Origin of the sequence: Herbaspirillum sp. GCM10030257, from assembly GCF_042666555.1 — a bacterium.
Lineage (GTDB): Bacteria > Pseudomonadota > Gammaproteobacteria > Burkholderiales > Burkholderiaceae_D > Noviherbaspirillum.
In genome coordinates, this window is sequence record NZ_JBHTDH010000006.1 from 156,021 (window position 1) to 180,562 (window position 24,542).

A 24,542-nucleotide genomic window follows, 5' to 3' on the forward strand; every position below is an offset into this window, starting at 1 on the left:
AGCGGAAAAAAGCCAGGACTGAATTGCGTTCGGCTCACCGCGCCGTCGATACAAGGTGGTTGGCGGATTTTCATTCCCCCAACCATCCTTTTTTGCACGTGCTTGCCCTGTTGTCAGCTCATTCCACCGTGACCGACTTCGCCAGGTTGCGCGGCTTGTCGACATCGGTGCCACGCGCCAGCGCAGTGTGGTATGCCAGCAGCTGCAGCGGTACCACGTGCAGGATTGGCGACAACGCGCCATAGTGCTCGGGCAGGCGGATCACATGTACGCCTTCGCTTGGCGTTATCTTCGAGTCGGCATCGGCGAATACATACAGTTCACCGCCGCGTGCGCGGACTTCCTGCATGTTCGATTTCAGCTTTTCGATCAGCGTATCGTTCGGCGCAACAGTCACCACCGGCATTTCCTTGGTGACCAGCGCCAGCGGGCCGTGCTTGAGTTCACCGGCGGGATAGGCTTCGGCATGGATGTAGGAAATCTCCTTGAGCTTGAGCGCACCTTCGAGCGCAATCGGGTAATGCAGGCCGCGGCCGAGGAAGAGGGCGTTTTCCTTGCGGGCGAATTCTTCCGCCCAGGCGATGATTTGCGGTTCCAGCGCAAGTACGGCGCTGATCGATACCGGCAGGTGGCGCATCGCCTTCAAGTGGGCGGTTTCCTGCTCATCGCTCAGGTGGCCGCGCACTTGCGCCAGCGACAAGGCCAGCAGGAACAGGGCGGTCAGCTGGGTAGTAAAGGCCTTGGTCGACGCGACCCCGACTTCGACGCCGGCGCGGGTGATATAGGACAGCATGCACTCCCGCACCATCGCGCTGGTAGACACGTTGCAGATGGTCAGTGTATTGACCATGTCCTGCGCCCGCGCGTGCTTGAGTGCGGCCAGCGTGTCGGCGGTTTCACCGCTTTGCGAAATGGTGACCACCAGGGCATTCGGATTGGGTACGCTGTCCCGATAGCGGTATTCGCTGGCGATTTCAACATTGACCGGAATGTGCGCAATCGACTCGATCCAGTATTTTGCGGTCAGACCGGCGTAGTAGCTGGTGCCGCAGGCAAGGATCAGCACCGAATCGATCTGCTTGAAAACCTTGTAAGCCTTGTCCCCGAACAGCTCGGGCATGATGGCCGAAACGCCTTCCAGCGTGTCGCCGATCGCGCGTGGTTGCTCGAAGATTTCCTTTTGCATGTAGTGACGATACGGGCCGAGTTCGGCCGCACCGGTGTGGGCATGCACAGTGCGCACTTCGCGCTCCACCGGCTTGCCGGTGTGGTCGACAACCCAGTAACGCTGCAGTTGCAGGTCGACCACATCGCCTTCTTCAAGGAAGATGATCTGGTCGGTGGTGCCGGCCAGTGCCATGGCATCCGAGGCGAGGAAGTTTTCACCTTTGCCGACGCCGACGATCAGCGGCGAACCCTGGCGGGCGCCAATCACACGATGCGGTTCATCGCGGCTGAATACCGCAATCGCGTACGCGCCATGCAGGCGCTTGACGGCTTGCTGCACGGTCTCGAACAGGTCGCCGGTGTACATATGGTCAACCAGGTGGGCGATGACTTCGGTATCGGTCTGGCTTTCAAAGATGTAGCCCGCTGCCGTCAGTTCCGCACGCAGTTCGTCGTGGTTTTCAATGATGCCGTTGTGGACCAGCGCGATACGCTCGCGTGAGAAATGCGGGTGAGCATTGTGGGTAGCGGGCGCGCCGTGGGTCGCCCAGCGGGTATGCGCAATGCCGGTAAAGGCTTCGAGGCTGGCTTTTTCCACCTGCATTTCGAGGTCGGCTACGCGCGAGGTGCTGCGCGAGCGCTGCAACTTGCCATCGACATGCAATGCCACGCCGCAGGAATCGTAACCGCGGTATTCGAGGCGCTTGAGGCCCTGTAAAAGAATGGGGGTGATATTACGTTGCGCTACTGCGCCGACGATGCCGCACATGTGAACTCCCTTCGCGAATACTGTATTGACGCTTGTATCGTACGAGACGACTTATGAAATAAGCTGTCTAAATTGACGAATTTATGAAATATATTTTCAGTCTCGTCTGGAAATGAAATATAATTTCATTAAACCAGATTATTTTTATAAAAATGAATCAAACCATTACCTTGGACGACTTGGACCGCCGCATTCTGAATGCACTACAAATAGATGCCGCCCGGACAAACAATGAACTAGCAGCAAGTGTGCATGCTTCACCGCCGACATGCTTGCGTCGCGTCAAGCGTCTCATTGACGCAGGTGTAATCACGCGTCAGGTAGCGATTCTCGCGCCTGAAATGGTCGGAACGCCATTGACCGCAATCGTGGAAATCACCCTGGATCGCCAGGGTGCTGAACATATGGCGGAGTTTGAAAGCCTGGTGGCCGCTGAAACAGCGGTGCTGCAATGCTATCGGGTATCGCCCGGGCCGGATTTCGTGATGGTCGTGCAGGTGACCGATATGCCGGCCTATCATGCATTGGCGCACCGCTTGTTCGCGTCGCAGGCAAATGTGCGTAATGTCCGCAGCTTCTTTTCCATGCACCGCAGTAAATTTGAAACGCGCATTGCGCTTTAATCTGCAAAGGTACGCGTATATCCGCACACCAGTCCGACGCTAGGAACCGCACCTGTCCCGAAATCCCGGTATAGTCCGGTGCACATGTCAATCGCCGCCAGCATGCACGCCAATATCCGTCTTTTCTTTATCTTCTTCTGTATCTTCTTTGGCACTTCGCCGGCGATCTCTTCCGCTGCGGAGCCCGCGCAAGAGTCCATAGCTGCAATCGAACAAGCGGTGGCTTCCTGCCGTGGCGATCAGCAATGCGAGACTGCCGTGCGCAAACGCGAGACATTGGCTGCGGAAAAGCGGCAGCAGCGAGACGCGGCGGATAATGCATTGAAAGCGTCCAGCCCGGGCAGCTATTATCTGATGCTGCTTGGCCGGTTCCTGAAGGCCATCGCTTTTATCGGTGGTGCGGCGGGACTATATGTTCTTGTCATGCATTTCCTGTTCGGCAAGCAGAAGCAAAAGCGTCGCCGAAAAAACCAGAACGACCTTCCACATTGAATTGCATGCACCCTGATACGACCGATCTTACCCCTCTTGCCCCTGTCACCTTTCCCATCGTCCTGCGGGCGCGGATGCCTGTTGGTCTCTTGTTTCTCTGCCTGCCGCTGATCGCGATTGGCCTGATGGCAGCATCAAGCGATCGCTACATGGAAGTAGCGCTGATAGCGGTCATGGCAGGCGCGATAGGCTTGCTGCAACATTTTCCCGGTCTAAGCACGCTAACGCTCGATGACAAGGGTTTCGTGGTGAAAAGCGTGTTTGGATCGCGTGCCGTTGCCTGGCGTGACGCGCGCAATTTCCGTCCCATCAGGAAACGGCGGACCGACATGGTGACGTGGGACGATGGTGATGGAAATCCCTGTCCGTCCCAGGCGCGAGCACACATTCTCGCGTCCTGGAAGTCGGTCGATGCGGCGACACTCGCCGCACTCCTGAACCGGACGCGGCAACAAGTGACCGGATCTTCCAATTAGCGGATGCGCGGCGTGTTTTTTATTTCTTGACCTTGACCGGACGCGTCCACCCGTCAATCGTCGTCTGCCTGGCTCGCGAAACGGTCAGCTTGCCTTCCGGCGCATCCTTGGTCAGCGTCGTGCCGGCCCCCAGCGTCGCGCCCTTGCCTACACGTACCGGTGCCACCAGTTGCGTATCGCTGCCAATGAAGGCATCGTCTTCAATGATGGTGCGGAATTTATTGGCGCCATCATAGTTGCAGGTAATCGTGCCCGCACCAATATTGACCCGTGAGCCAACGGTGGCGTCACCGACGTAAGCCAGGTGATTAGCCTTGCTATGCGCGGCAATCTGGCTGTTTTTGACCTCGACGAAATTACCGATATGGACGTCCTCAGCCAGTTCGGTTCCCGGGCGCAGCCGTGCGTAAGGACCGATTTGGGAGCTGGCGCCGATGACTGCATCTTCGATATGGCAAAACGGCTTGATGCTCGCATCTTTGCCAATACGCGCATTGCGTATCACGCTGTGCGCGCCGATGGTTACACCATCTTCTACTTCCACCGTGCCTTCAAATACGCAATTGACATCGATAGTGACGTCGCGTCCGCAGCTGAGCGAGCCGCGAATATCGATGCGCGCCGGGTCGGCCAGCGTTACACCTTGTTCCAGCAAGGCATTGGCAAGGTTGCGCTGATGAATGCGTTCCAGCTCCGCGAGTTGCACCTTGCTGTTAACACCCAGGGTTTCCCATACCGCTGACGGCTGGGCTGATACTACCGCAACGTCGTCGTCCACAGCCTTGGCGACGATATCCGTCAAATAGTATTCCTTCTGTGCATTGTTGTTGGACAACGTGGAGAGCCAGGTCTTCAGCTTCTTGGTGGGCACTACCATGATGCCGGTGTTTACCTCACGGATGGCGCGTTCTTCTTCGCTGGCGTCTTTTTGCTCGACGATGCCGACAATCTTGCCTTGCCGACGCACAATCCGGCCGTAACCGGTTGGATCATCCAGTTCGACAGTGAGTATCGCCAACTTATTGCTACCGGCACTGTCCAACAATTGCTGGAGCGAATCCCTGGTCGTCAATGGCACGTCGCCATATAGCACCAGTGTGGGCACGTCATCCCGCAAGTGCGGCACGGCCTGCATGACAGCGTGGCCGGTACCGAGCTGGGGTTCCTGCTTCGCGAACGACAGATCAGACGCTTTTACCGCTTCCGGCACGGCATCGCCGCCATGGCCGTAAATAACGCACAAGGTAGAAGGTGACAAAGCCCGTGCCGTATCGATGACATGGGACAGGAGCGGTTTGCCGGCGAGTGGATGCAAGACCTTGGGAAGTGCAGATTGCATGCGCTTTCCCATGCCTGCAGCGAGGATGACAACATTCATAGAACACCAATGGAAGTGATGCAAAATTTTAACATGCGGATTTCTCGAAGCTTTTTGGCAAAGTGGAGTGTTTTCCTGTTTGCATGCCTGCTAGCCGGATGCAGCGCAATCCGGCTTGGCTACGCGAATGGCGACACGGTGATGTACTGGTGGCTCAACGGCTATGTCGATTTCACCAATGAACAAAAATCCTGGGTTAAGGCGGACATCGACGATTTCATGGTGTGGCATCGCAAGACTCAGCTCAATGACTATGCTCAATGGCTCACTCAGCTTCAGCAACGCATCCAGCAACCTGTCACGCCTGAAGAAGTGATGGGCGATTATGTGGCAACCAAGAAACGTATCATGCTGGTGGTAGAGAAAGCCTTGCCCCAATTGACCAATCTTGCCATGGATCTGCAGCCGGAGCAGATTGCACACCTCGAGAAAAAGTTTGCTTCCAACAACGAGAGCTATCGTAAAGAGTACTTGCGCGGCAGCCTTGAGGACCGTCAACTTTTCCGTTTCAAGAAAGTCATGAAGCAAGCCGAGTACTGGTACGGCAACTTCAATAGGGAACAGGAAGTGCAAATCCGTGCAGCATCGGATGCGCGCCCGCTGAATAATGAATTGTGGGCGGCGGAGCGCAAATTGCGGCAGCAGGAATTGCTGCGCATTCTGAAGAAAATTCAGGCAGAACATCCGCCGCGCGATGCCGTCGCTGCCATGTTGCGCCAGTATATCGAACGAAGTTTTGACAACTTCAGCTATGCCGAGAACAAGGAATTTTTCGATAATACGCGATCAAGCGCATCGAACATGGTAGCGGTGATCGCAAATGTCGCCACGCCAGCGCAGCGCACGCATGCCGTCAAGCGATTGCAGGCATGGATCGATGATTGTAAAACGCTGGCGGCGAGATAACGGGCAGCGCTACGGGTACAAATATGGATGGCGGCCTTTCGTTGTTGAACGTGGTGTAGCAACGAAAGGCGCCTGTCAGAACCGACTGCCCGGGGGCCTGCCTAGTCGCCCAGCCCGCTGAAGCGTACGATATTCGGCGCCGGTGTTGCACACGGCTCCTCATCGAAAGCGATATCGCCGTCCGTCACGGCTTCCCCGGTGGCCTTCAATTCCGTAAAGCCGAACAAATCCTTGTCCATCAAATGAGAAGGAACTACGGTCGACAGTGACGAGAAAATATTCTCGACGCGTCCGGGATGCTTCTTTTCCCAATCGCGCAGCATCGCCTTGATCTGCTTGCGCTGCAAATTTTCCTGACTGCCGCACAGGTCGCAGGGAATGATCGGGAACTGCTTGACCTGCGCATAGCGTTCCATGTCTGCTTCCTTCACATACGCGAGCGGACGGATCACGATGTGCTTGCCATCATCCGATTGCAATTTGGGTGGCATGCCTTTCAGCTTGGCACCGAAAAACATGTTCAGGAAAAAGGTCTCAAGGATATCGTCGCGATGGTGGCCGAGCGCGATCTTGGTTGCACCAAGCTCGTCAGCGACCCTGTATAGGATGCCACGGCGCAGGCGCGAGCACAGAGAGCAAGTGGTCTTCCCCTCGGGGATCACGCGTTTGACAATACTGTAGGTATCCTGATTTTCGATGTGGAAGGGCACGCCGATCTTCGTCAGGTATTCGGGCAGCACATGCGCCGGAAAATTGGGCTGCTTCTGGTCGAGATTGACGGCAACGATATCGAAATGAATCGGCGCACGTTCGCGCAACGTCAGCAGAATATCGAGCAAGCCATAGCTATCCTTGCCACCCGACAGGCAAACCATCACCTTGTCGCCTTCCTCGATCATGTTGAAGTCGCCGATGGCTTGTCCGACCTGGCGACAGAGGCGTTTGTGCAGCTTGTTGTTTTCGTAAGCGATCTTCTCGGCCTTCTTGGCACTGATCACCGCTTCGTCATGCAGGACGTCGTTCATTGTCAGCTCCGGCATCATGGCTTGATATGGATGACTTCGACACCGACGCTGTCGCAATCCGGATAGACATCCGGCTTCTCGGTCGATACCCGTACCGCTCGCACCTTTGGATGCTTCAGCATCTCACGGGCGACGTCGTCGCACAGGGTTTCCTGTAAATGGATATGGCCTTGCGCCATGCGTCTGGAGATGGTATCGCGCATGAAGTCGTAGTCGACCACTTCATGCAGGTGGTCGCCCTTGGGTGTGGATTCGGCCAGCGGTATGAACAGGTCGACATTGACCAGCACGCGCTGCTCGCCTTTCTTTTCGAATTCATGGACGCCGATATTGATCATCACTTCATAGTTACGCAGGAACAGGCGACGGCAGTCGGTAAGGCTGGGATGCGAGAGGGTGGAAAGCATAATGGCTACAGGTTATTTGGCAACGAACATCACGTCGCGCTGGAGGGGAATCAAATGCTGGCCGCCATCGACCACCAGCGTGGTGCCGGTGATGGCCGGCGACTCGGCGACAAAGCAAACAGTGGACGCAACATCGTCCGGTGTACTGGAGCGGCCCAGTGGGGTGACCCGATGGGCCTTGGTAAATTCTTCTTCGGTCTGTTCGCCCGATACCAGCGTGATGCCGGGCGCGACACCGACAACGCGCACCTTGGGTGCCAGTGTTTGCGCCAGCATCATGGTGGCCGTCTGCAAGGCGGCTTTCGACATCGTGTAAGACAGAAAATCGGGATTCAGGTTGAACAGCTTCTGATCAAGGATGTTGACTACGACGCCTTGACCGTCGTCTGGTATCTGCGCATGCAGGGCCTGCGCCAGCAGCAGCGGCGCGGCGACGTTGACCTGCATGTGACGGTCCAGCATGTCGTGCGAAAAGCCGGCAGCATCATCGTAGGCAAACAGCGAGGCGTTGTTGACCACGCAGGCAATGGTGCCAAGTGTCTCGGCCGCTTGCGGTAACAATACCCGGACCGCCTGTTCATCGGCCAGTTCGCATTGCAAGGCCACCGCACGCCGTCCCAGCGCCTGGATGTCGCGCACGGTCACAGCGGCGTCATCGGCCGAGCGTCCGTAATGGACTGCGATATCCCAGCCACGCCGCGCCAGCGCCAGCGCAATGACGCGCCCGATGCGCTTGCCCGCGCCGGTCACGAGCGCTACTTTGCCGTTTCCTGTTGTCATGGTGCTATTGGTTGTCAATGGTGATCGATGGCGACTTGGTCAGCAGCAGTGCCGGATTAATTCCCAAGCAATCTGCCGATTTCAATACAATACGGGACATGCAACTGCAACTGCCCCAACCTTCCGCCGATGCGCTGGCCGCATCCAATGCACTTTGCCAGCTGATTGCCGACGAGATCAGGCAACATGCCGGCTGGATTCCATTCGCGCAGTACATGGAACTGGTGCTCTATGCGCCAGGGCTGGGATACTACAGTGGCGGGGCCGCAAAACTCGGTAAAGACGGAGATTTTACAACCGCGCCTGAAATCACGCCGCTTTTTGGTGGTGCCATGGCGCAGATGGCCGCCGAACTGATGCCCCAGACCGATTTCCAGATTCTCGAATTTGGCGCCGGCACCGGGAAGCTGGCCCGCGACGTGCTGACCGAATTGCGGCAATTGGGTGTAGCCATTGAACGGTATGCCATTGTCGAAGTGTCAGGCGAATTGCGCGCCCGACAGGAGGAAACGTTGCGCGAGTTTCCCGAAGTGACATGGCTGGACCGGTTTCCCGACAGTTTTTCCGGCGTGGTGCTCGGCAACGAAGTGCTCGATGCGATGCCGGTCAACCTTGTGGTGAGGACCGACAACGGCTGGCAGGAGCGTGGCGTCGGCCTGAGCCCCGCGGGCGGATTTGTGTTTGAGGACCGCCCCTGTCATGCGGACCTGATCAGGCAGGTGCCGGACGCTGCTGAACTACCGGCGGGCTATCTCACCGAAACCCATCCCGTAGCGGCAGGATTTATGCGTTCACTGGGAAAGATGATCGCTTCGGGACACACGCAGAGCGGGCGCGGCAGTGTCGCCATCCTGATTGATTATGGATTCCCAGCCCACGAGTATTACCATCCTCAGCGCATGCAGGGCACGCTGATGTGCCATTATCGGCATCATGCGCATCCGGACCCGTTCTACCTTCCCGGGTTGCAGGATGTGACCGCGCACGTGGACTTTACCGCCATGGCACAGGCAGCCGCCGATAGTGGTCTGGACTTGCTCGGCTACACCAGCCAGGCTGCGTTCCTGCTCGATGCCGGTATTGGCAAGCTTTTACTGCGGACGTCGCCCGAGGATGCCAAACGCTATTTGCCGCAGGCCAACGCCGTGCAAAAGCTGATTTCACCAGCGGAAATGGGCGAATTGTTCAAGGTACTCGTGGTCGGAAAGGGCGCGACGTTACCGGACCGCTTCGGTCGCAATGACAGGAGCTATCGACTATGATGCGCCGCTTTACCCTGCCTGAAGACCAGCCGCGTTGCGGATATCTGTTGAGGAATACGCAATGATCCGCTGGGTGCTGACAATCTTTATCGCACTGATCGTGTTTTCGGCGGCCTTGCCATGGCTCGAAAAACTCGGCATCGGCCGGTTACCGGGTGATTTCCGGTTCACCCTGTTCGGGCGCAAGTTCATGCTGCCGTTTGCATCCACCATTCTGATGTCCTTGCTCGTGGTGCTCGTTGCACGGCTGTTGCGCTAGAAAGGCACTGCATGATCCGCTGGGTTGTCGCCATTTTTCTTGCCCTGTTTGTGTTTTATCCGCTTCTGCCGTTTCTCGATAGATTGCGGGTGGGCCGGATGCCTGCCGATGTACGTTTCCGCATGCGTGGCATCGTGCTGTGCCTGCCGTTCGGATCCACGGTAGTCTGGTCGGTATTGGCATTTGTAATTGCAGAAATCGTCAGCTGGACCTGCATGTTTTGCTAGCTGACCAGGATAGAACGCTATCCTCCTGCGGGGCACGATAATGCCCAAGGATTGCAGCAGCGCATACAAGTTGCAGCTGGAACAAATATACTGTCCGGCTATATTCTCCCAGCGACCTTTGCATGCAACCTACCCTGGAACAACTGCGCGCGCGTTATGGTACCCGCTACAAATGGCTGGTATTAGGGACCGTCATGATCGGTACCATGGCATCCATTCTCTCTTCTACGATCGTTAATGTCGCAGTACCTGACCTAAGCCGTTACTTCACGCTCGGACAGGAACGTGCGCAATGGGTTTCGGCCGGATTCATGCTGGCCATGACGCTGTCGATGCTGACCACGCCCTGGCTGTTGCTGCGTTTCGGCTTGCGCCGCACCTATTCGGGAGCCATCCTGTTGTTGCTGTTTGGTGGTGTGGTCGGCGGATTCAGTATCAACTACCCGATGCTGTTGTCGATGCGTGTCGTCGAGGGACTGGCTGCCGGCATTCTTCAGCCGATTCCCTCGATTGTGGTGTTACGCGCCTTTGAGCCACATGAACAAGGCAAGGCCATGGGCGTATTCGGTTTCGGTGTCGTTCTGGCGCCAGCTATCGGCCCCAGCGTCGGCGGCGTGCTGGTAGAGTATTTTGGATGGCGCTCGATTTTCTTCGTGGTCGTGCCTTTCTGCCTAGCCGTGCTGTTCATGGTGCGTCGTCTATTGGCAGTCAATTCACCGATGGCTGGCGATACCCGCCCCCTGGACTGGAAAGGATTGCTATTGGCAGGACTGGGCATCATCATGCTGCTCAATGGCATGGTGCATCTGCATGAAAGCAAGCTTCAGGCGGTCGGTCTGCTGCTGGCTGCAATCGGAATGCTCACAGGTTTTGTCGTGTATCAGTTGCGCAACGAAGGTGGCTTAATGAATATGCAACTTTTTCGTTACCGCCAGTTTGCCATGGGTGCCTTGGTCGCTTTCATTTATGGTGCCGGCCTGTTCGGTTCTACTTATCTATGGCCGGTCTATATGCAGATAGCACTGCACTACGCACCTTCGCAAGCCGGCGTCGTTCTCCTGCCTGCGGGCATCGTGCTCGCCGTCACGATTATCATGGCTGGCAAGCTCGCCGACCGTTTTTCACCGAATATTCTGGTTTCAATTGGGTTGGCTTTGCTGGCCTTGTCCTTTGCCTTGATGGCGTTCGGATCCAGAAGTACTAGTTATCTGATGCTGATGGGTATCGCCATCATCGGGCGTGTCGGACTTGGCTTTGTGCTACCGGCGCTCAGCCTCGGTGCAATGCGCGGCGTGGATTACAACATGATCGCGCAGGGAGCCAGCACCATCAATTTCATCCGGCAACTTGGCGGAGCAATTGGCGTCAGTCTGGTTGGCATTGTTCTGGAATGGCGGCTTGGCGCCCAACAAGGAGTGACTTCGGCCCAGCAGGGTGATCCAGTTCAGGCGTTCAACGAAACCTTTGTGCTGGTTGCCGTGCTTTGTGCGATGGCAATCCTCGCGGCATGGCGTATGCGTCCGATTCCACCGGCACCCGTCTGATATCTGTTTGCGTTGCACGGAAACCCCAGCCATGACATCGCTTCGAAGTTTAACTGCGTCAATCGTTGAGCCGCAGTCGGGCATGCGTGCAAATATGCATAACATGCTCAACCTTTGCGGCATCAACAAGATCGACCATGCTGTCAGCTCCGGAACCGCCATCCGGCCGCTCAAGAACAAATCCTACGACCTGATTCTTTGCGAATACGATCTTGGAGACGGTCAGGATGGGATGGCCAGCAGCTGCTGGAAGATCTTCGTCACAATAAGCTGATTCATCTCTGGACTGTTTTCATTATCGTCACCGCCGAGCGGGCGTACGAAAAGGTTGTAAGCGCCGCTGAACTGGCACCGACCGACTACATCCTCAAGCCATTTACCGCCGATACGCTACTCGACCGTATCGGCAAAGCCATTGAAAAACGTACGGCTTTTCTTCCTGCATACCACCTGATGGAGCACGGCAATCTGCATGAGGCGATCGAAATTTGCCAGATCGGCGAAGAAAAATACCGCCGTTATACGGTTGATTTCATGCGCTTGCGCGCGGAGCTACATGTAATTCTTGGCGAGGCCGAGGCAGCAGAAACGATCTACCAGGAGTTGCTTGCCACAAAAGCGATAGCCTGGGCAAGGCTGGGACCCGCTAAAACCCTGTTCATGCAGCAGAAATTTGGCGAAGCGGAATTGCTGCTTAAGGCACTGGTAGAAGAAAACAGCAAGTACATGGATGCTTATGACTGGCTCGCCAAAACCCATCTGGCTGGCGAACAGTTGTTAGAAGCCAAGGATGTTTTGGTGGAAGCCGTCGCTATCTCGCCGCATTCCGTACGGCGCTTGCGCAAGCTTGGGGAGGTTGCGCTTGAATCAGGCGACATTGAGACGGCCGAAAAATCCTTTCAAAAGGTGGTCGCCAAGGCGAAGTATTCCGAATTCCGGGACCCCGAAGATCATGTGTGGCTGGTACGTACACTGGTCAAAAAGGCGATACCAATCAGGCTTCGTCAGTCATCCGTGATCTGGAGAAGTCGCTTGGCAATTTCGACAAAACACCCGCTTGCCGTGCCTTGTCGTCGGCACCCGTACAAACTGAGCTCGGCAATGCGGAGCAGGCTGCGCAAGACTTGGCGGCGGCCGTTATGGCCTGTCGCCATACCGACGGTATCTCCAATGACATGAAGATGGAGCTAGCTAAAACTTGCCTCGGCCACAATTTGGAAGAGAGTGCATCCGAAGTTATGCGTGACGTGATGAGCAACGCTGCCGATGACGCGGCTCTCGCCAAGGCAATGCGCGTCTTCGAACAGGCAGGGCGCCGCGAGTTGGCCGAGAAGGTCGTCAAAGAGAGCCGCCGCCAAGTGGTTGAGCTGGTATCGTCGGGCGCAGAAAAAGCCAAGCAGGGAGATTTCGAAGGAGCGGTATTGCTGATGACCGCTGCGGTACGCAAATTGCCAGAAAACCCGCAGGTTGTCTTTAACGCAGCCGTAGCGGTATTGAAGTATCTTGAAAATCTCGGATGGGATAATCAGCTCGGGGAGCAGGTGCGAGGATGTATCGAGTCCGCACGCAGGCTGGATCCGATTAACCCGCGCCTGGTGCCTTTAGGCGAACTGCATCTGGCTATCATGAAGAAATACGGTATCAGACCACCCGCCGCATCCTGATGGCATGATGGTTCTCGCGTTATCAGCTTGCCGACAGGAAGGTGTCCAGCAATTCCGGTGGCCTGGCAATGATTGCCTTTTCATTTACAACGACAATAGGACGTTGTAACAATTTGGGCGTCGCTGCAAGTGCTTGCAGAAGGGCATGCTCGTCAGCTTGATCAAGCCGCAGTGTCATATACTCTTCTTCATTGGTGCGGACAAGATCACGGGCACTCGCACCGAGTTGGCGCTGCAGTGCCTGCAACTGTGTAAAGTTCAACGGGGTATCGAGGTAATCGACTACGTTAACCTCTTGATGATGAAGGCTCGCAAAATGCGTAACGCGTTCCAATGCTTCACGCGACTTCGAACAGCGGCGGTTATGATAAATCGTGATGCTCATCTTGGAAGAAAACTACGTTGAATAGTGCATTGTATCGCCCGGCCTGCATAACGTGTTTTTTTGACATGGACATTACGCAGAAAAAGATGCGCGTCGGCATTGAACCCGGCGCACTTCATTTTGTCAGAAAGACCGAATCGCCCAACTTTAGGGGTAGGTTCCCAATCTTCTATCCTCTTAAGCGCGTTTTTTAAGCGCTGACGCACCCCAATTTCCACCTATGTCTGAAAAGATTATTCCTGACGCAGGCGTGGCCCCAGACGCGCCTGCAGAGCCTACCCCAGCGACTGGTTCGGCACCTCAGCCATTTACCCGCAGAATCGAAGGCGAGTCGCCATGGGCACAGACCCAGCGCATTATCAGCGCCCGCGTACGAGCCGCGTCTGACCGAATCCTGAACCGAATCAACCAGCGTACCCTGAAAATTGGCATTTCAGCTCGCATCTTTCATCCTGAACTCGGCGCGAAGGGCTTACGTAGCAAGACTTTGCAATATCTGGAAGAATCCATTGCACAATGGGTCATGTCAAGAGATGTACTGGTTTTCATGATCCCGACCGTGAACACTAACGGCATGTTGCATCCCAGCAAAATTAGACTACGTGATTATGCAAAGCATCTCGACGGACTCGTGCTTCAGGGTGGGGCGGATGTATCACCACAAAGCTATTCGGAAGTCGCAACTCGCCCGGAATGGTCGGGGGACCGCACCCGGGACATGTATGAATTGGAACTTTTGCATGAATTCGTCGAAGCAGGAAAACCCGTTCTAGGGATTTGCCGGGGATGTCAACTTATTAACGTTGCATTTGGCGGTACCTTGTACCAAGATATCGCCTCGGACGTACCGACCGCTATCGAACATGTCAATGATTTGTACGATAGTCATTACCATGTCATTCATTTTCCACAGGGTTCGGCATTACGCTCCCTCTTTTCCGCTAAGCCAGAAGCGCTGGTGAACTCTATTCACCACCAAGCCGTCAAGGATTTAGGGCGGGATCTTGTCGTCGAAGCAGTTTCCGGCAAGGACGACATTGTCGAAGCCATTCGTTATCGCAAGGCCCGTTTCGTAATGGGGCTGCAATGGCATCCCGAGTTCCATCGCGGCGGTAGCGCCCAACTGTTGGATTGCACCCCGATCCTTGACGATTTCCTAACTGCGGCTCGAGAAACCAGGTTTTAATCGTCCCCGTCTTTCTGATTGGCATCGATAGCTAATTCGGAAAATTACCCGCAAAACAGATTTTGGTGTTGACACTCGGGAGGTGTTCGCCTATAGTTTGGGGTTCCCCGCGGAGGGGTGGCCGAGTGGTTAATGGCAGCAGACTGTAAATCTGCCCTCTTACGAGTACGCTGGTTCGAATCCAGCCCCCTCCACCAGCGGTACCGCGGGAAAAGGTTGTGCGGCTGAAGTAGTTAGTCCTTGCGGGTGTAGCTCAATGGTAGAGCTGAAGCCTTCCAAGCTTATGACGAGGGTTCGATTCCCTTCACCCGCTCCAGTTTGAGTTGGACGTACATCTGATACGGACAATATAGAGGTCTTGAAGAGATCTTGCTTTGAGCGAAATCTCGAAAGGCCCTGAATGCCCTTGTAGCTCAGTGGTAGAGCACTCCCTTGGTAAGGGAGAGGCCACGTGTTCAATCCACGTCAAGGGCACCAGTTTTCTTGATTTATCCATACGCAAGACAGTCGGGCACGTGCCTGGACATTCTCATCAAATCGTTAGGAGTCTAAAATGGCAAAAGGCAAGTTTGAGCGGACCAAACCGCACGTGAATGTGGGCACGATTGGTCACGTTGACCATGGCAAGACCACGCTGACTGCAGCAATTGCAACGGTATTGTCGAAGAAGTTTGGCGGCGAAGCCAAGGCCTACGACCAGATTGACGCGGCCCCGGAAGAAAAGGCGCGCGGCATCACGATCAATACCGCCCACGTTGAATACGAAACCCAGAACCGTCACTATGCGCACGTTGACTGCCCAGGCCACGCTGACTATGTGAAGAACATGATCACTGGCGCCGCGCAGATGGACGGTGCGATTCTGGTGTGTTCGGCCGCGGACGGCCCGATGCCGCAAACGCGTGAGCACATCCTGCTGGCGCGTCAGGTTGGCGTTCCTTACATCATCGTTTTCCTGAACAAGTGCGACATGGTCGACGACGCCGAGTTGCTCGAGCTGGTGGAAATGGAAGTGCGCGAGTTGTTGTCGAAGTATGAGTTTCCTGGCGACGATCTGCCGATCGTGCAGGGTTCGGCCAAGCTGGCGCTGGAAGGCGACACAGGCCCGCTCGGCGAGCAGGCGATCATGAAGCTGGCGGAAGCGCTCGACACCTACATCCCGACACCGGAGCGTGCTGTTGACGGTGCATTCCTGATGCCGGTGGAAGACGTGTTCTCGATCTCTGGTCGCGGTACCGTGGTGACCGGTCGCGTTGAGCGCGGGATCGTCAAGGTTGGCGAAGAAATCGAAATCGTTGGTATCCGTGACACCCAGAAGACCACTTGCACGGGCGTGGAAATGTTCCGCAAGCTGCTCGACCAGGGTCAGGCCGGCGACAACGTTGGCGTGCTGCTGCGTGGTACCAAGCGTGAAGACGTTGAGCGTGGCCAGGTGCTGGCCAAGCCGGGTTCGATCAAGCCGCACAAGCACTTTACTGGCGAGATCTACGTGCTGTCGAAGGATGAGGGCGGTCGTCACACCCCGTTCTTCAACAACTACCGCCCGCAGTTTTACTTCCGCACGACCGATGTCACTGGCGCGATCGAGCTGCCAGCGGACAAAGAGATGGTTATGCCAGGCGACAACGTGTCGATCACCGTCAAGCTGATCAACCCGATCGCGATGGAAGAAGGTCTGCGCTTTGCGATCCGTGAAGGCGGTCGTACCGTCGGCGCCGGCGTCGTTGCCAAGATCATTGAGTAATCTCTGAGTCGCTGCGCTGCGATTGTTGGGCAACAGTCTGACATCGTGGCGTTGTCAATTAGCGCAAAGTTTTACGCGTAGGGGTATAGCTCAACTGGCAGAGCGTCGGTCTCCAAAACCGAAGGTTGGGGGTTCGATTCCCTCTGCCCCTGCCACCGATACAAAGGTGCAGGGCACCGAAAGAAATCAATAGTATGTCTAACCAACCCGTAGAAACCGTTGGCACATCGAGCGACAAAGCAAAGGTCGCTCTTGCTATTTGTGCTGTCATTGCGGGTGTTATCGGTTTTTATTTTTTGTCGGATAAGCCCACGATAGTGCGTGCCGGAGCATTGGTTGCCGGCCTGCTTGTGGCAGTCGCCGTTGCCTGGACTTCACAGCCTGGGCGGGACTTTCTTGGTTTTGCTAAAGAATCCGTCCGTGAGGCAAAGAAGGTTGTCTGGCCAACCCGTAAAGAAGCAATGCAAATTACTGCCGTTGTTTTTGGGTTCGTGCTTGTAATGGCAATTTTCCTCTGGGGTACCGACAAGATCCTTGAAATTGTGTTATACGACCTGATCCTGGGCTGGAAGAATTAAATGAGCGAAAACATGCAAGAAAACGCAGTGGCTCAGTCATCGGGCGGAAGTAAGCGTTGGTATGTCGTGCACGCCTACTCCGGGATGGAGAAGAGCGTGCAGCGTGCATTGACGGAGCGCATTGAGCGCGCTGGCATGCAAGACAAGTTCGGTCAGATCCTGGTGCCGACCGAAGAAGTGATTGAAGTAAAAAATGGCCAGAAGTCCGTCACCGAACGTCGCTTCTTTCCCGGCTACGTACTGGTCGAGATGGAAATGACTGATGAGACTTGGCATTTGGTCAAGAACACAAGCAAGGTAACCGGTTTCATCGGTGGTAAATCCAATAAGCCAACTCCAATTCCACCTCACGAAGTCGACAAGATCCTGCACCAAATGCAGGAGGGCGTAGAGAAGCCGCGTCCTAAAGTCTTGTACGAGGTTGGCGAGTTGGTTCGTATCAAGGACGGTCCATTCACTGACTTCAACGGGAACGTTGAAGAAGTCAACTACGAGAAGTCGCGCGTCCGCGTTTCCGTCACCATTTTTGGCCGCGCTACACCGGTCGAACTGGAATTCGGTCAGGTCGAAAAGGTCTAACGCCACTTCCTGTCATTATTGAATCAAGCGTCATTGGAGCGCCGCAAGCCTCACCGCCTGTGAAATCCAAGCAAGCAATATCAGTAGTAAAAGAGGAGCCCTACTAGTCGACCGTAAGGTAGGCGACCGGGCGCTACTACTCAATCAACGTAGGAGCCATCATGGCAAAGAAAATTATTGGTTTTATCAAGCTGCAAGTGCCAGCTGGTAAAGCAAACCCATCTCCCCCGATCGGCCCGGCGCTGGGTCAGCGCGGCTTGAACATTATGGAATTCTGCAAGGCGTTCAACGCCCAGACTCAAGGCGTAGAGCCAGGCCTGCCGATTCCTGTCGTGATCACCGCGTTTGCCGACAAGTCCTTCACATTCGTGATGAAGACTCCGCCGGCAACTATTCTGATCAAGAAGGCGGCCGGTATCCAGAAGGGTTCGGCAAAGCCGCATACCGACAAGGTCGGCAAGATCACCCGCAAGCAAGCAGAAGAAATCGCAACAACAAAGATGCCGGATCTCACGGCAGCTGACATGGAAGCCGCCGTGCGCACAATCGCCGGTTCCGCTCGTTCCATGGGCATCACGGTGGAGGGTCTGTAATGGCTAAGTTATCCAAGCGCGCACAAGCACTCAAAGCCAAGGTCGATCGCACCAAGGTATACCCGTTCGACAATGCAATTTCCCTGATCAAGGAATGTGCGACAGCAAAGTTCAACGAGTCGATCGATGTCGCTGTTCAACTTGGCGTTGACGCTAAAAAATCCGACCAGGTTGTGCGTGGATCGGTTGTTCTCCCAGCCGGTACTGGTAAGACCGTTCGCGTTGCTGTATTCGCATCCGGCGACAAAGCCGAAGCGGCCAAGGCTGCAGGTGCAGACATTGTCGGTATGGAAGATCTGGCAGACCGCATCAAAGCAGGCGACATGCCTTTCGACATCGTGATCGCTTCGCCGGACACCATGCGTATCGTTGGTACGCTTGGACAGATCCTCGGACCGCGCGGCATGATGCCGAATCCGAAGGTCGGCACTGTTACACCGGACGTTGCAACTGCTGTAAAGAATGCCAAAGCGGGTCAGGTTCAGTATCGTACCGACAAAGCAGGCATCATTCACGCAACGATTGGTCGTAAATCGTTCAGCGATGCAGAACTCAAATCCAACCTTTTGGCTTTGATTGATGCGCTGAACAAGGCAAAGCCAGCTACCAGCAAGGGCGTGTACCTGCGCAAGGTTGCAATTTCGTCGACGATGGGCGCTGGCGTCCGCGTTGATCATGCGTCCCTGGCAGCTTAAGTAAGAATCAAGTCCTCGGATAGCAATATAGCGTCCGAGGCGAATCTTTGGGCTGGCCCTGTTTCAGCAATTTTGAAACAGGACCGGATTATCAAAGACCGTTGGGCGGCGTGCATGCTTTATTGATGCACAAAGTTAAACGCCGAAAGCGCAAGCATCGGCACCCAACGCAGATGGTGACCCGAACAAGTTTTTGCAGTCTCAACACTGTGCATCTGTTGTTAAGTGCCAGTACTGAACTCCTGAACTTCGGACGCCGTGTTCGAACCGATGTGAGGCATTCGCCAAACATCATTTTTGGAGGTTGATCTTGAGTCTCAATCTGAATGACAAAAAGGCCGTCGTCGCCGAAGTCTCCGCAAAAGTAGCAACTGCGCAGACAATCGTCGTGGCCGAATACCGTGGCATCCAGGTTGGTCACTTGACACAACTGCGCGCCAAAGCGCGTGCCCAGGGCGTCTACATGCGCGTGTTGAAAAACACGCTTGCACGTCGCGCCGTTGAGGGTACGCAGTTTGCTGGCCTCGCCTCCGAAATGACCGGCCCGTTGATCTACTCGATCTCCGAGGATGCTGTTGCCGCCGCTAAAGTCGTTTTTGACTTTGCAAAAGGCAATGACAAGCTGGTTGTTAAGGCAGGCAACTACGCAGGCAAGTCGCTTGATAAAGCAGGCGTTGCCGCGTTGGCTAGCATTCCGAGCCGTGAAGTCCTCATCTCCCAGTTGCTGGGTGTTATGCAGGCTCCGGTTTCCGGCTTTGCCCGTGCCTTGGCTGCCCTCGCAGCCAAGAAGGAAGCCGAAGGCGCGTAATACGCCCTTCGAACCTTTTTGCGTCAGTACCGATTAGATGTAATTACCGAATCAAATTTAGGAGTTTCAAATGGCAATTAGCAAAGACGATATCCTTGAAGCAGTAGGCCAAATGTCCGTAATGGACCTGAACGATCTGGTCAAGGCTTTTGAAGAAAAATTTGGCGTGTCCGCAGCTGCAATGGCAGTCGCTGGTCCGGCAGCTGGCGGCGCCGGTGCTGCTGCAGCGGAAGAGCAGACTGAGTTCACCGTTGTTCTGGCTGAAGTTGGTGCGAACAAGGTTGGCGTCATTAAGGCAGTTCGCGAAATCACCGGTCTGGGCCTCAAAGAAGCCAAAGATCTGGTCGATGGTGCACCAAAGCCAGTCAAGGAAGGCGTCGCCAAGGCAGATGCAGAGGCAGCGAAGAAGAAGCTGGAAGAAGCTGGCGCAAAGGCCGACCTCAAGTAATATCGGTTTGCCAGGGCGATCTCACCCTCGCCGGAGTCAAGGCTCGGAACCTTCTCGAAAGAGCGGGTTCGGCCTTGGCTCCTTTGTCGTTTTCGTGTTTTAAATAGCCTTATCCCGTACCCAAGTATTCAGACCCGGGCGTAGACGAAAAGTTGGTAAAAGCAGTAGAAGAAAGTCGTAGAAATAAACGCAGCAGCAAATGTGCGTTGGTAGTAGGTAGTTGGTAGCTGACGCTTATCTGGCGGGTTTGCAGCGATACGCTGTCATGCTCACGGATTCAGCGGTAGCAGTCTAGTCAAGCCCGAAGGGCAGAGCCTTGAGGTTTCGCAGATGGCGGCAGGTGTTGCCGTAGCCAGCAGCGAAACCTGAAATCTCCATCCTTCCTGTCACTCACGGAGTGTCCATGCACTACTCATTTACTGAGAAGAAGCGCATTCGCAAATCGTTCGCGAAGCGCGCTAACGTTCACAACGTTCCGTTCCTGCTGGCGACCCAGCTCGAGTCTTATACGAGCTTCCTGCAGGCCGATAAAGTACCATCGCAACGCAAGAACGAAGGCTTGCAGTCCGCCTTCACCTCAATTTTCCCAATCGTATCGCACAATGGTTTTGCTCGGCTAGAGTTTCTCTCCTATGTGTTGGGTGATCCTCCATTCGACGTGAAAGAATGCCAACAGCGCGGCCTGACATTCGCATCGCCGCTGCGCGCCAAGGTCCGCCTCGTGATTCTTGACAAGGAATCGCCGACCAAGCCAGTCGTCAAAGAAATGAAAGAGCAGGAAGTGTACATGGGCGAACTACCGCTCATGACCACGACCGGCTCATTCGTCATTAATGGCACTGAGCGTGTGATTGTTTCTCAGCTTCATCGTTCCCCAGGTGTGTTCTTTGAGCACGATCGTGGTAAAACACATTCGTCGGGCAAGCTCCTGTTCTCCGCACGTATCATCCCTTACCGCGGCTCCTGGCTTGACTTTGAATTCGATCCGAAGGACATCTTGTTCTTCCGCGTCGACCGCCGACGCAAGATGCCTGTCACGATCCTGCTGAAAGCCATCGGCATGACGCCGGAACAGATCCTGGCAAACTTCTTCGTGTTTGACAACTTCACGGTTCGCTCGGATGGCGGCGAAATGGAATTTGTCGCCGAGCGTTTGCGGGGCGAAGTTGCGCGCTTCGACATCACCGACAAGTCGGGCAAGGTCATTGTCGCGAAGGACAAGCGTATCAACGCCAAGCATGTCCGCGAAATCGACGCTGCAGGAATCAAGCACATCTCCGTACCGGAGGACTATCTGCTCGGTCGCGTGTTGGCAAAGAACATCGTCGATGCCGACACCGGCGAAGTCATCGCCAACGCCAACGACGAGTTGACAGAAGAAGTACTCGCTCGCCTGCGTGAAGCTGGCGTCTCTGACATCCAGACGCTGTACACCAACGACCTGGATCAGGGCGCTTACATTTCGCAGACCTTGCGTATGGACGACACTGCAGACCAGATGGCCGCGCGTGTCGCGATTTATCGCATGATGCGTCCTGGTGAGCCGCCCACAGAGGACTCTGTCGAAGCCCTGTTCAACGGCTTGTTCTACAGCGAAGAGCGTTACGATCTGTCGGCGGTCGGCCGTATGAAGTTCAACCGTCGTATCGGTCGCGATGAGCTGACCGGCGCAATGACACTATCGAATGAAGACATTCTTGCCGTCATCAAAATTCTGGTCGAACTGCGTAACGGTCGTGGCGAAGTCGATGATATCGACCACCTCGGTAATCGTCGCGTACGTTGTGTCGGTGAATTGGCTGAAAACCAATTCCGTGCTGGTCTTGTTCGTGTTGAGCGCGCTGTCAAGGAGCGTCTCGGCCAGGCTGAAGCCGATAATCTGATGCCGCATGACTTGATCAACTCGAAACCCATCTCTGCAGCAATTCGCGAATTCTTTGGATCGTCGCAGTTGTCGCAGTTCATGGACCAGACCAATCCGTTGTCGGAAATTACCCACAAGCGCCGCGTATCGGCACTTGGCCCGGGCGGTCTGACACGCGAACGTGCCGGTTTTGAAGTCCGTGACGTGCATCCGACCCATTATGGCCGTGTGTGCCCGATCGAAACACCGGAAGGCCCGAACATCGGTCTGATCAACTCGCTCGCGCTGTATGCGCGCCTGAACGAGTACGGCTTCCTTGAGACGCCGTATCGCAAGGTCGATAACAGTGGCGTGACTAACCAGATCGACTACCTGTCGGCGATTGAAGAAGGCCGTTACGTTATTGCTCAGGCGAACGCGACAATCAGCCCTGAAGGAAAACTGTCCGACGAACTCGTATCCGCACGCCAGGCTGGTGAAACCATCCTCGTGTCGCCGGAACGCGTCCAATACATGGACGTCGCACCGGGTCAGGTAGTCTCCGTTGCGGCATCGCTGATTCCGTTCCTCGAGCACGACGATGCGAACCGTGCGTTGATGGGCGCCAACATGCAACGTCAGGCAGTACCTTGCCTGCGTCCGGAAAAAGCCTTCGTCGGTACTGGTATTGAACGCACCGTTGCAGTTGACTCCGGTACGACCGTTCAGGCACTGCGCGGCGGTATCGTCGATTATGTCGACGCCGGTCGCGTTGTGATTCGTGTAAATGACAACGAAGCCGCTGCGGGCGAAGTTGGCGTCGATATCTACAACCTGATCAAGTACACCCGTTCCAATCAGAACACGAACATCAACCAGCGTCCTATCGTCAAGGTCGGTGACCGTGTTGCCAAGCACGACGTAATCGCCGACGGCGCATCGACCGACCTTGGCGAACTCGCGCTCGGTCAGAACATGCTGGTCGCGTTTATGCCGTGGAACGGCTACAACTTCGAGGACTCGATTCTGATCTCGGAGCGTGTGGTTGCGGATGATCGTTACACCTCGATTCATATCGAAGAACTGTCGGTTGTTGCACGTGACACCAAGCTCGGCGCCGAAGAAATTACGCGTGATATTTCGAACCTGGCGGAAAACCAGCTCGCACGTCTTGATGAATCCGGCATTGTTTACATCGGCGCGGAAGTCGAAGCAGGCGACACGCTGGTCGGTAAGGTGACACCGAAGGGTGAAACTCAGCTGACACCGGAAGAGAAGCTGCTTCGTGCGATCTTTGGCGAAAAAGCCTCCGACGTGAAAGATACATCGCTGCGCGTGCCATCCGGCATGGTCGGTACGGTGATCGACGTGCAAGTGTTCACCCGCGAAGGTATCCCGCGCGACAAACGTGCTCAGCAGATCATCGACGATGAGTTGAAGCGTTATCGCCTCGACCTGAACGACCAGCTGCGTATCGTGGAAGGCGATGCATTCCAGCGTCTCGAAAAGATGCTGATCGGCAAAGTCGTCAACGGTGGTCCGAAGAAACTGGCCAAGGGCGCACAGATCACCAAGGAATACTTGGACGATCTGGACAAGTACCACTGGTTCGATATTCGTCCGGCGGAAGATGACGTCGCCGCAGCACTTGAAGCGATCAAGGAATCGATCGCCGAGAAACGGCATCAGTTTGACCTCGCGTTCGAAGAGAAGCGCAAGAAACTCACACAGGGCGACGAGTTGCCGCCAGGCGTGCAGAAGATGGTCAAGGTTTATCTGGCAGTGAAGCGTCGCTTGCAGCCTGGCGACAAGATGGCGGGCCGCCACGGTAACAAGGGTGTGGTCTCGCGTATCGTTCCGGTCGAGGATATGCCTTACATGGCGGACGGCACACCGGCCGACATCGTGCTGAACCCGCTAGGCGTTCCGTCGCGTATGAACGTCGGTCAGGTGCTCGAAGTACATCTGGGCTGGGCATCGAAAGGCCTGGGCCTGCGTATAGGTGAAATGCTCAAGGCGCAAGCCAAGGCCGCCGAACTGCGCAAGTTCCTGACCACGATCTACAACGAGTCGGGCAAGTCGGAAGACCTGGACAGCTTCAGCGATGAGGAAATCCTGAGTCTGGCCAACAATCTGAAGTATGGCGTGCCGTTTGCAACGCCGGTGTTTGATGGTGCGCATGAGGACGAAATTCGTCGCATGCTCGACCTCGCCTATCCGGATGACGTCGCCAAGCAGCTCGGCATGACGCCGTCGAAAAACCAGGTCACCATGTATGACGGCCGTACCGGTGAAGCTTTCGAGCGCACTGTTACCGTCGGCTACATGCACGTGCTAAAACTGCACCACCTGGTCGACGACAAGATGCACGCGCGTTCGACCGGCCCGTACTCGCTCGTTACCCAGCAGCCGCTGGGCGGCAAGGCGCAGTTCGGCGGCCAGCGTTTCGGCGAGATGGAAGTCTGGGCACTGGAAGCCTACGGCGCGTCCTACGTGCTGCAGGAAATGCTGACAGTGAAGTCGGACGACGTGACCGGCCGTACCAAGGTTTACGAGAACCTGGTCAAGGGCGACCACGTCATCGACGCCGGCATGCCGGAATCCTTCAACGTGTTGGTGAAGGAAATCCGCTCGCTGGGTATCGATATCGATCTGGAACGCGATTAAGCAGGACAAAGCGGGAAACCGCGGCCGGCGATGCGAG

25 protein-coding genes and 4 tRNA genes are annotated in these 24,542 nt (G+C 55.5%); 23 read left to right on the plus strand and 6 right to left on the minus strand.

All coding sequences use genetic code 11. From position 1 onward, the window contains the following. Positions 1-118: 118 nt before the first annotated feature. On the minus strand, positions 119-1,936 hold the full coding sequence (gene glmS / locus ACFQUU_RS11470; protein WP_382247144.1) for a glutamine--fructose-6-phosphate transaminase (isomerizing): 1,818 nt from the start codon (positions 1,934-1,936) through the stop codon (positions 119-121). Positions 1,937-2,088: 152 nt separating this feature from the next. Between glmS and ACFQUU_RS11475 the strand changes: the two genes are divergently transcribed. The 3 genes from ACFQUU_RS11475 (at position 2,089) to ACFQUU_RS11485 (ending at position 3,527) form a co-directional block, all read left to right on the plus strand. After that, the gene (locus ACFQUU_RS11475) at positions 2,089-2,559 is read left to right on the plus strand and encodes an Lrp/AsnC family transcriptional regulator (RefSeq protein ID WP_382247147.1); all 471 of its coding nucleotides are present in this window, start codon (positions 2,089-2,091) and stop codon (positions 2,557-2,559) included. A gap of 84 nt (positions 2,560-2,643) precedes the next feature. Next, a complete protein-coding gene (locus tag ACFQUU_RS11480) occupies positions 2,644-3,051 on the plus strand; it encodes a hypothetical protein (RefSeq protein WP_382247149.1) in 408 nt (135 codons plus the stop codon). Positions 3,052-3,056: 5 nt separating this feature from the next. Next, positions 3,057-3,527: a hypothetical protein gene (locus tag ACFQUU_RS11485; RefSeq protein ID WP_382247152.1), complete on the plus strand. Its 471-nt coding sequence runs from the start codon at positions 3,057-3,059 to the stop codon at positions 3,525-3,527. Positions 3,528-3,546: 19 nt separating this feature from the next. Here ACFQUU_RS11485 and glmU read toward each other — a convergent pair whose 3' ends face one another. Then, the gene (glmU, locus tag ACFQUU_RS11490) at positions 3,547-4,905 is read right to left on the minus strand and encodes a bifunctional UDP-N-acetylglucosamine diphosphorylase/glucosamine-1-phosphate N-acetyltransferase GlmU (RefSeq protein ID WP_382247155.1); all 1,359 of its coding nucleotides are present in this window, start codon (positions 4,903-4,905) and stop codon (positions 3,547-3,549) included. 54 nt (positions 4,906-4,959) lie between these two features. On the opposite strand from glmU, the gene ACFQUU_RS11495 reads away from it, so the two are divergent. Then, positions 4,960-5,811, plus strand: coding sequence for a DUF6279 family lipoprotein (locus ACFQUU_RS11495; protein ID WP_382247158.1), 852 nt, complete (start codon positions 4,960-4,962; stop codon positions 5,809-5,811). A gap of 101 nt (positions 5,812-5,912) precedes the next feature. Here ACFQUU_RS11495 and ttcA read toward each other — a convergent pair whose 3' ends face one another. Genes ttcA through ACFQUU_RS11510 form a run of 3 tightly spaced genes read right to left on the minus strand, consistent with a single transcriptional unit; the run spans position 5,913 to position 8,023 of the window. Beyond that, the gene (gene ttcA / locus ACFQUU_RS11500) at positions 5,913-6,836 is read right to left on the minus strand and encodes a tRNA 2-thiocytidine(32) synthetase TtcA (RefSeq protein WP_382247161.1); all 924 of its coding nucleotides are present in this window, start codon (positions 6,834-6,836) and stop codon (positions 5,913-5,915) included. A 14-nt stretch (positions 6,837-6,850) separates the two neighbouring features. Continuing rightward, on the minus strand, positions 6,851-7,243 hold the full coding sequence (locus ACFQUU_RS11505) for a dihydroneopterin aldolase (protein WP_382247164.1): 393 nt from the start codon (positions 7,241-7,243) through the stop codon (positions 6,851-6,853). A gap of 12 nt (positions 7,244-7,255) precedes the next feature. Continuing rightward, entirely contained in the window at positions 7,256-8,023 is a 768-nt protein-coding gene (locus ACFQUU_RS11510; RefSeq protein ID WP_382247166.1) for an SDR family oxidoreductase, read from the minus strand. Positions 8,024-8,121: 98 nt separating this feature from the next. On the opposite strand from ACFQUU_RS11510, the gene ACFQUU_RS11515 reads away from it, so the two are divergent. The 6 genes from ACFQUU_RS11515 (at position 8,122) to ACFQUU_RS11540 (ending at position 12,979) form a co-directional block, all read left to right on the plus strand. Next, on the plus strand, positions 8,122-9,285 hold the full coding sequence (locus ACFQUU_RS11515; RefSeq protein WP_382247168.1) for a class I SAM-dependent methyltransferase: 1,164 nt from the start codon (positions 8,122-8,124) through the stop codon (positions 9,283-9,285). Between the two features lie 61 nt (positions 9,286-9,346). Beyond that, positions 9,347-9,544: a DUF2905 domain-containing protein gene (locus ACFQUU_RS11520; RefSeq protein WP_382247170.1), complete on the plus strand. Its 198-nt coding sequence runs from the start codon at positions 9,347-9,349 to the stop codon at positions 9,542-9,544. 11 nt (positions 9,545-9,555) lie between these two features. Beyond that, a complete protein-coding gene (locus tag ACFQUU_RS11525) occupies positions 9,556-9,771 on the plus strand; it encodes a DUF2905 family protein (RefSeq protein WP_382247172.1) in 216 nt (71 codons plus the stop codon). Positions 9,772-9,893: 122 nt separating this feature from the next. Further along, positions 9,894-11,315, plus strand: a complete 1,422-nt coding sequence (locus tag ACFQUU_RS11530; protein ID WP_382247174.1) for a DHA2 family efflux MFS transporter permease subunit — start codon at positions 9,894-9,896, stop codon at positions 11,313-11,315. A gap of 198 nt (positions 11,316-11,513) precedes the next feature. Next, on the plus strand, positions 11,514-12,494 hold the full coding sequence (locus ACFQUU_RS11535; RefSeq protein ID WP_382247176.1) for a hypothetical protein: 981 nt from the start codon (positions 11,514-11,516) through the stop codon (positions 12,492-12,494). 2 nt (positions 12,495-12,496) lie between these two features. Further along, positions 12,497-12,979, plus strand: coding sequence for a hypothetical protein (locus ACFQUU_RS11540; protein ID WP_382247178.1), 483 nt, complete (start codon positions 12,497-12,499; stop codon positions 12,977-12,979). A gap of 22 nt (positions 12,980-13,001) precedes the next feature. On the opposite strand, the gene arsC is transcribed toward ACFQUU_RS11540, so the two are convergent. After that, positions 13,002-13,364, minus strand: a complete 363-nt coding sequence (arsC, locus tag ACFQUU_RS11545) for an arsenate reductase (glutaredoxin) (RefSeq protein ID WP_382247180.1) — start codon at positions 13,362-13,364, stop codon at positions 13,002-13,004. 220 nt (positions 13,365-13,584) lie between these two features. Between arsC and ACFQUU_RS11550 the strand changes: the two genes are divergently transcribed. The 13 genes from ACFQUU_RS11550 (at position 13,585) to rpoB (ending at position 24,505) form a co-directional block, all read left to right on the plus strand. Beyond that, positions 13,585-14,550, plus strand: a complete 966-nt coding sequence (locus ACFQUU_RS11550) for a gamma-glutamyl-gamma-aminobutyrate hydrolase family protein (protein WP_382247182.1) — start codon at positions 13,585-13,587, stop codon at positions 14,548-14,550. A 111-nt stretch (positions 14,551-14,661) separates the two neighbouring features. Then, positions 14,662-14,747: transfer RNA gene (locus ACFQUU_RS11555), tRNA-Tyr, on the plus strand. A gap of 45 nt (positions 14,748-14,792) precedes the next feature. Beyond that, positions 14,793-14,866 (plus strand) — tRNA-Gly (locus ACFQUU_RS11560). 86 nt (positions 14,867-14,952) lie between these two features. Then, positions 14,953-15,027, plus strand: a tRNA-Thr gene (locus ACFQUU_RS11565). 76 nt (positions 15,028-15,103) lie between these two features. Continuing rightward, the gene (gene tuf, locus ACFQUU_RS11570) at positions 15,104-16,294 is read left to right on the plus strand and encodes an elongation factor Tu (protein WP_382247184.1); all 1,191 of its coding nucleotides are present in this window, start codon (positions 15,104-15,106) and stop codon (positions 16,292-16,294) included. A gap of 79 nt (positions 16,295-16,373) precedes the next feature. Continuing rightward, positions 16,374-16,449 (plus strand) — tRNA-Trp (locus ACFQUU_RS11575). Positions 16,450-16,488: 39 nt separating this feature from the next. Beyond that, a complete protein-coding gene (secE, locus tag ACFQUU_RS11580; protein ID WP_382247186.1) occupies positions 16,489-16,872 on the plus strand; it encodes a preprotein translocase subunit SecE in 384 nt (127 codons plus the stop codon). Beyond that, a complete protein-coding gene (gene nusG / locus ACFQUU_RS11585) occupies positions 16,873-17,451 on the plus strand; it encodes a transcription termination/antitermination protein NusG (RefSeq protein WP_057293072.1) in 579 nt (192 codons plus the stop codon). Between the two features lie 161 nt (positions 17,452-17,612). Continuing rightward, the gene (gene rplK / locus ACFQUU_RS11590) at positions 17,613-18,044 is read left to right on the plus strand and encodes a 50S ribosomal protein L11 (protein ID WP_057293073.1); all 432 of its coding nucleotides are present in this window, start codon (positions 17,613-17,615) and stop codon (positions 18,042-18,044) included. After that, the gene (gene rplA, locus ACFQUU_RS11595) at positions 18,044-18,739 is read left to right on the plus strand and encodes a 50S ribosomal protein L1 (protein ID WP_382247189.1); all 696 of its coding nucleotides are present in this window, start codon (positions 18,044-18,046) and stop codon (positions 18,737-18,739) included. Before rplK ends, rplA begins: the two co-directional genes overlap by 1 nt. A gap of 310 nt (positions 18,740-19,049) precedes the next feature. Beyond that, positions 19,050-19,547 (plus strand): 50S ribosomal protein L10, encoded by a 498-nt coding sequence (gene rplJ / locus ACFQUU_RS11600; RefSeq protein WP_382247191.1) that lies wholly within the window; start codon positions 19,050-19,052, stop codon positions 19,545-19,547. A 70-nt stretch (positions 19,548-19,617) separates the two neighbouring features. Further along, a complete protein-coding gene (gene rplL / locus ACFQUU_RS11605) occupies positions 19,618-19,995 on the plus strand; it encodes a 50S ribosomal protein L7/L12 (RefSeq protein WP_382247193.1) in 378 nt (125 codons plus the stop codon). Between the two features lie 403 nt (positions 19,996-20,398). Further along, on the plus strand, positions 20,399-24,505 hold the full coding sequence (gene rpoB, locus ACFQUU_RS11610; RefSeq protein ID WP_382247195.1) for a DNA-directed RNA polymerase subunit beta: 4,107 nt from the start codon (positions 20,399-20,401) through the stop codon (positions 24,503-24,505). The last annotated feature ends 37 nt before the right edge of the window (positions 24,506-24,542 follow it).

Coding starts and splice junctions, on each gene's coding strand:
- glmS (WP_382247144.1), bottom strand. CDS start 1,936: ATGTGCGGCATCGTCGGCGCAGTAGCGCAACGTAATATCACCCCCATT.
- ACFQUU_RS11475 (WP_382247147.1), top strand. CDS start 2,089: ATGAATCAAACCATTACCTTGGACGACTTGGACCGCCGCATTCTGAAT.
- ACFQUU_RS11480 (WP_382247149.1), top strand. CDS start 2,644: ATGTCAATCGCCGCCAGCATGCACGCCAATATCCGTCTTTTCTTTATC.
- ACFQUU_RS11485 (WP_382247152.1), top strand. CDS start 3,057: ATGCACCCTGATACGACCGATCTTACCCCTCTTGCCCCTGTCACCTTT.
- glmU (WP_382247155.1), bottom strand. CDS start 4,905: ATGAATGTTGTCATCCTCGCTGCAGGCATGGGAAAGCGCATGCAATCT.
- ttcA (WP_382247161.1), bottom strand. CDS start 6,836: ATGAACGACGTCCTGCATGACGAAGCGGTGATCAGTGCCAAGAAGGCC.
- ACFQUU_RS11505 (WP_382247164.1), bottom strand. CDS start 7,243: ATGCTTTCCACCCTCTCGCATCCCAGCCTTACCGACTGCCGTCGCCTG.
- ACFQUU_RS11510 (WP_382247166.1), bottom strand. CDS start 8,023: ATGACAACAGGAAACGGCAAAGTAGCGCTCGTGACCGGCGCGGGCAAG.
- ACFQUU_RS11515 (WP_382247168.1), top strand. CDS start 8,122: ATGCAACTGCAACTGCCCCAACCTTCCGCCGATGCGCTGGCCGCATCC.
- ACFQUU_RS11520 (WP_382247170.1), top strand. CDS start 9,347: ATGATCCGCTGGGTGCTGACAATCTTTATCGCACTGATCGTGTTTTCG.
- ACFQUU_RS11525 (WP_382247172.1), top strand. CDS start 9,556: ATGATCCGCTGGGTTGTCGCCATTTTTCTTGCCCTGTTTGTGTTTTAT.
- ACFQUU_RS11530 (WP_382247174.1), top strand. CDS start 9,894: ATGCAACCTACCCTGGAACAACTGCGCGCGCGTTATGGTACCCGCTAC.
- ACFQUU_RS11540 (WP_382247178.1), top strand. CDS start 12,497: ATGGAGCTAGCTAAAACTTGCCTCGGCCACAATTTGGAAGAGAGTGCA.
- arsC (WP_382247180.1), bottom strand. CDS start 13,364: ATGAGCATCACGATTTATCATAACCGCCGCTGTTCGAAGTCGCGTGAA.
- ACFQUU_RS11550 (WP_382247182.1), top strand. CDS start 13,585: ATGTCTGAAAAGATTATTCCTGACGCAGGCGTGGCCCCAGACGCGCCT.
- tuf (WP_382247184.1), top strand. CDS start 15,104: ATGGCAAAAGGCAAGTTTGAGCGGACCAAACCGCACGTGAATGTGGGC.
- secE (WP_382247186.1), top strand. CDS start 16,489: ATGTCTAACCAACCCGTAGAAACCGTTGGCACATCGAGCGACAAAGCA.
- nusG (WP_057293072.1), top strand. CDS start 16,873: ATGAGCGAAAACATGCAAGAAAACGCAGTGGCTCAGTCATCGGGCGGA.
- rplK (WP_057293073.1), top strand. CDS start 17,613: ATGGCAAAGAAAATTATTGGTTTTATCAAGCTGCAAGTGCCAGCTGGT.
- rplA (WP_382247189.1), top strand. CDS start 18,044: ATGGCTAAGTTATCCAAGCGCGCACAAGCACTCAAAGCCAAGGTCGAT.
- rplL (WP_382247193.1), top strand. CDS start 19,618: ATGGCAATTAGCAAAGACGATATCCTTGAAGCAGTAGGCCAAATGTCC.
- rpoB (WP_382247195.1), top strand. CDS start 20,399: ATGCACTACTCATTTACTGAGAAGAAGCGCATTCGCAAATCGTTCGCG.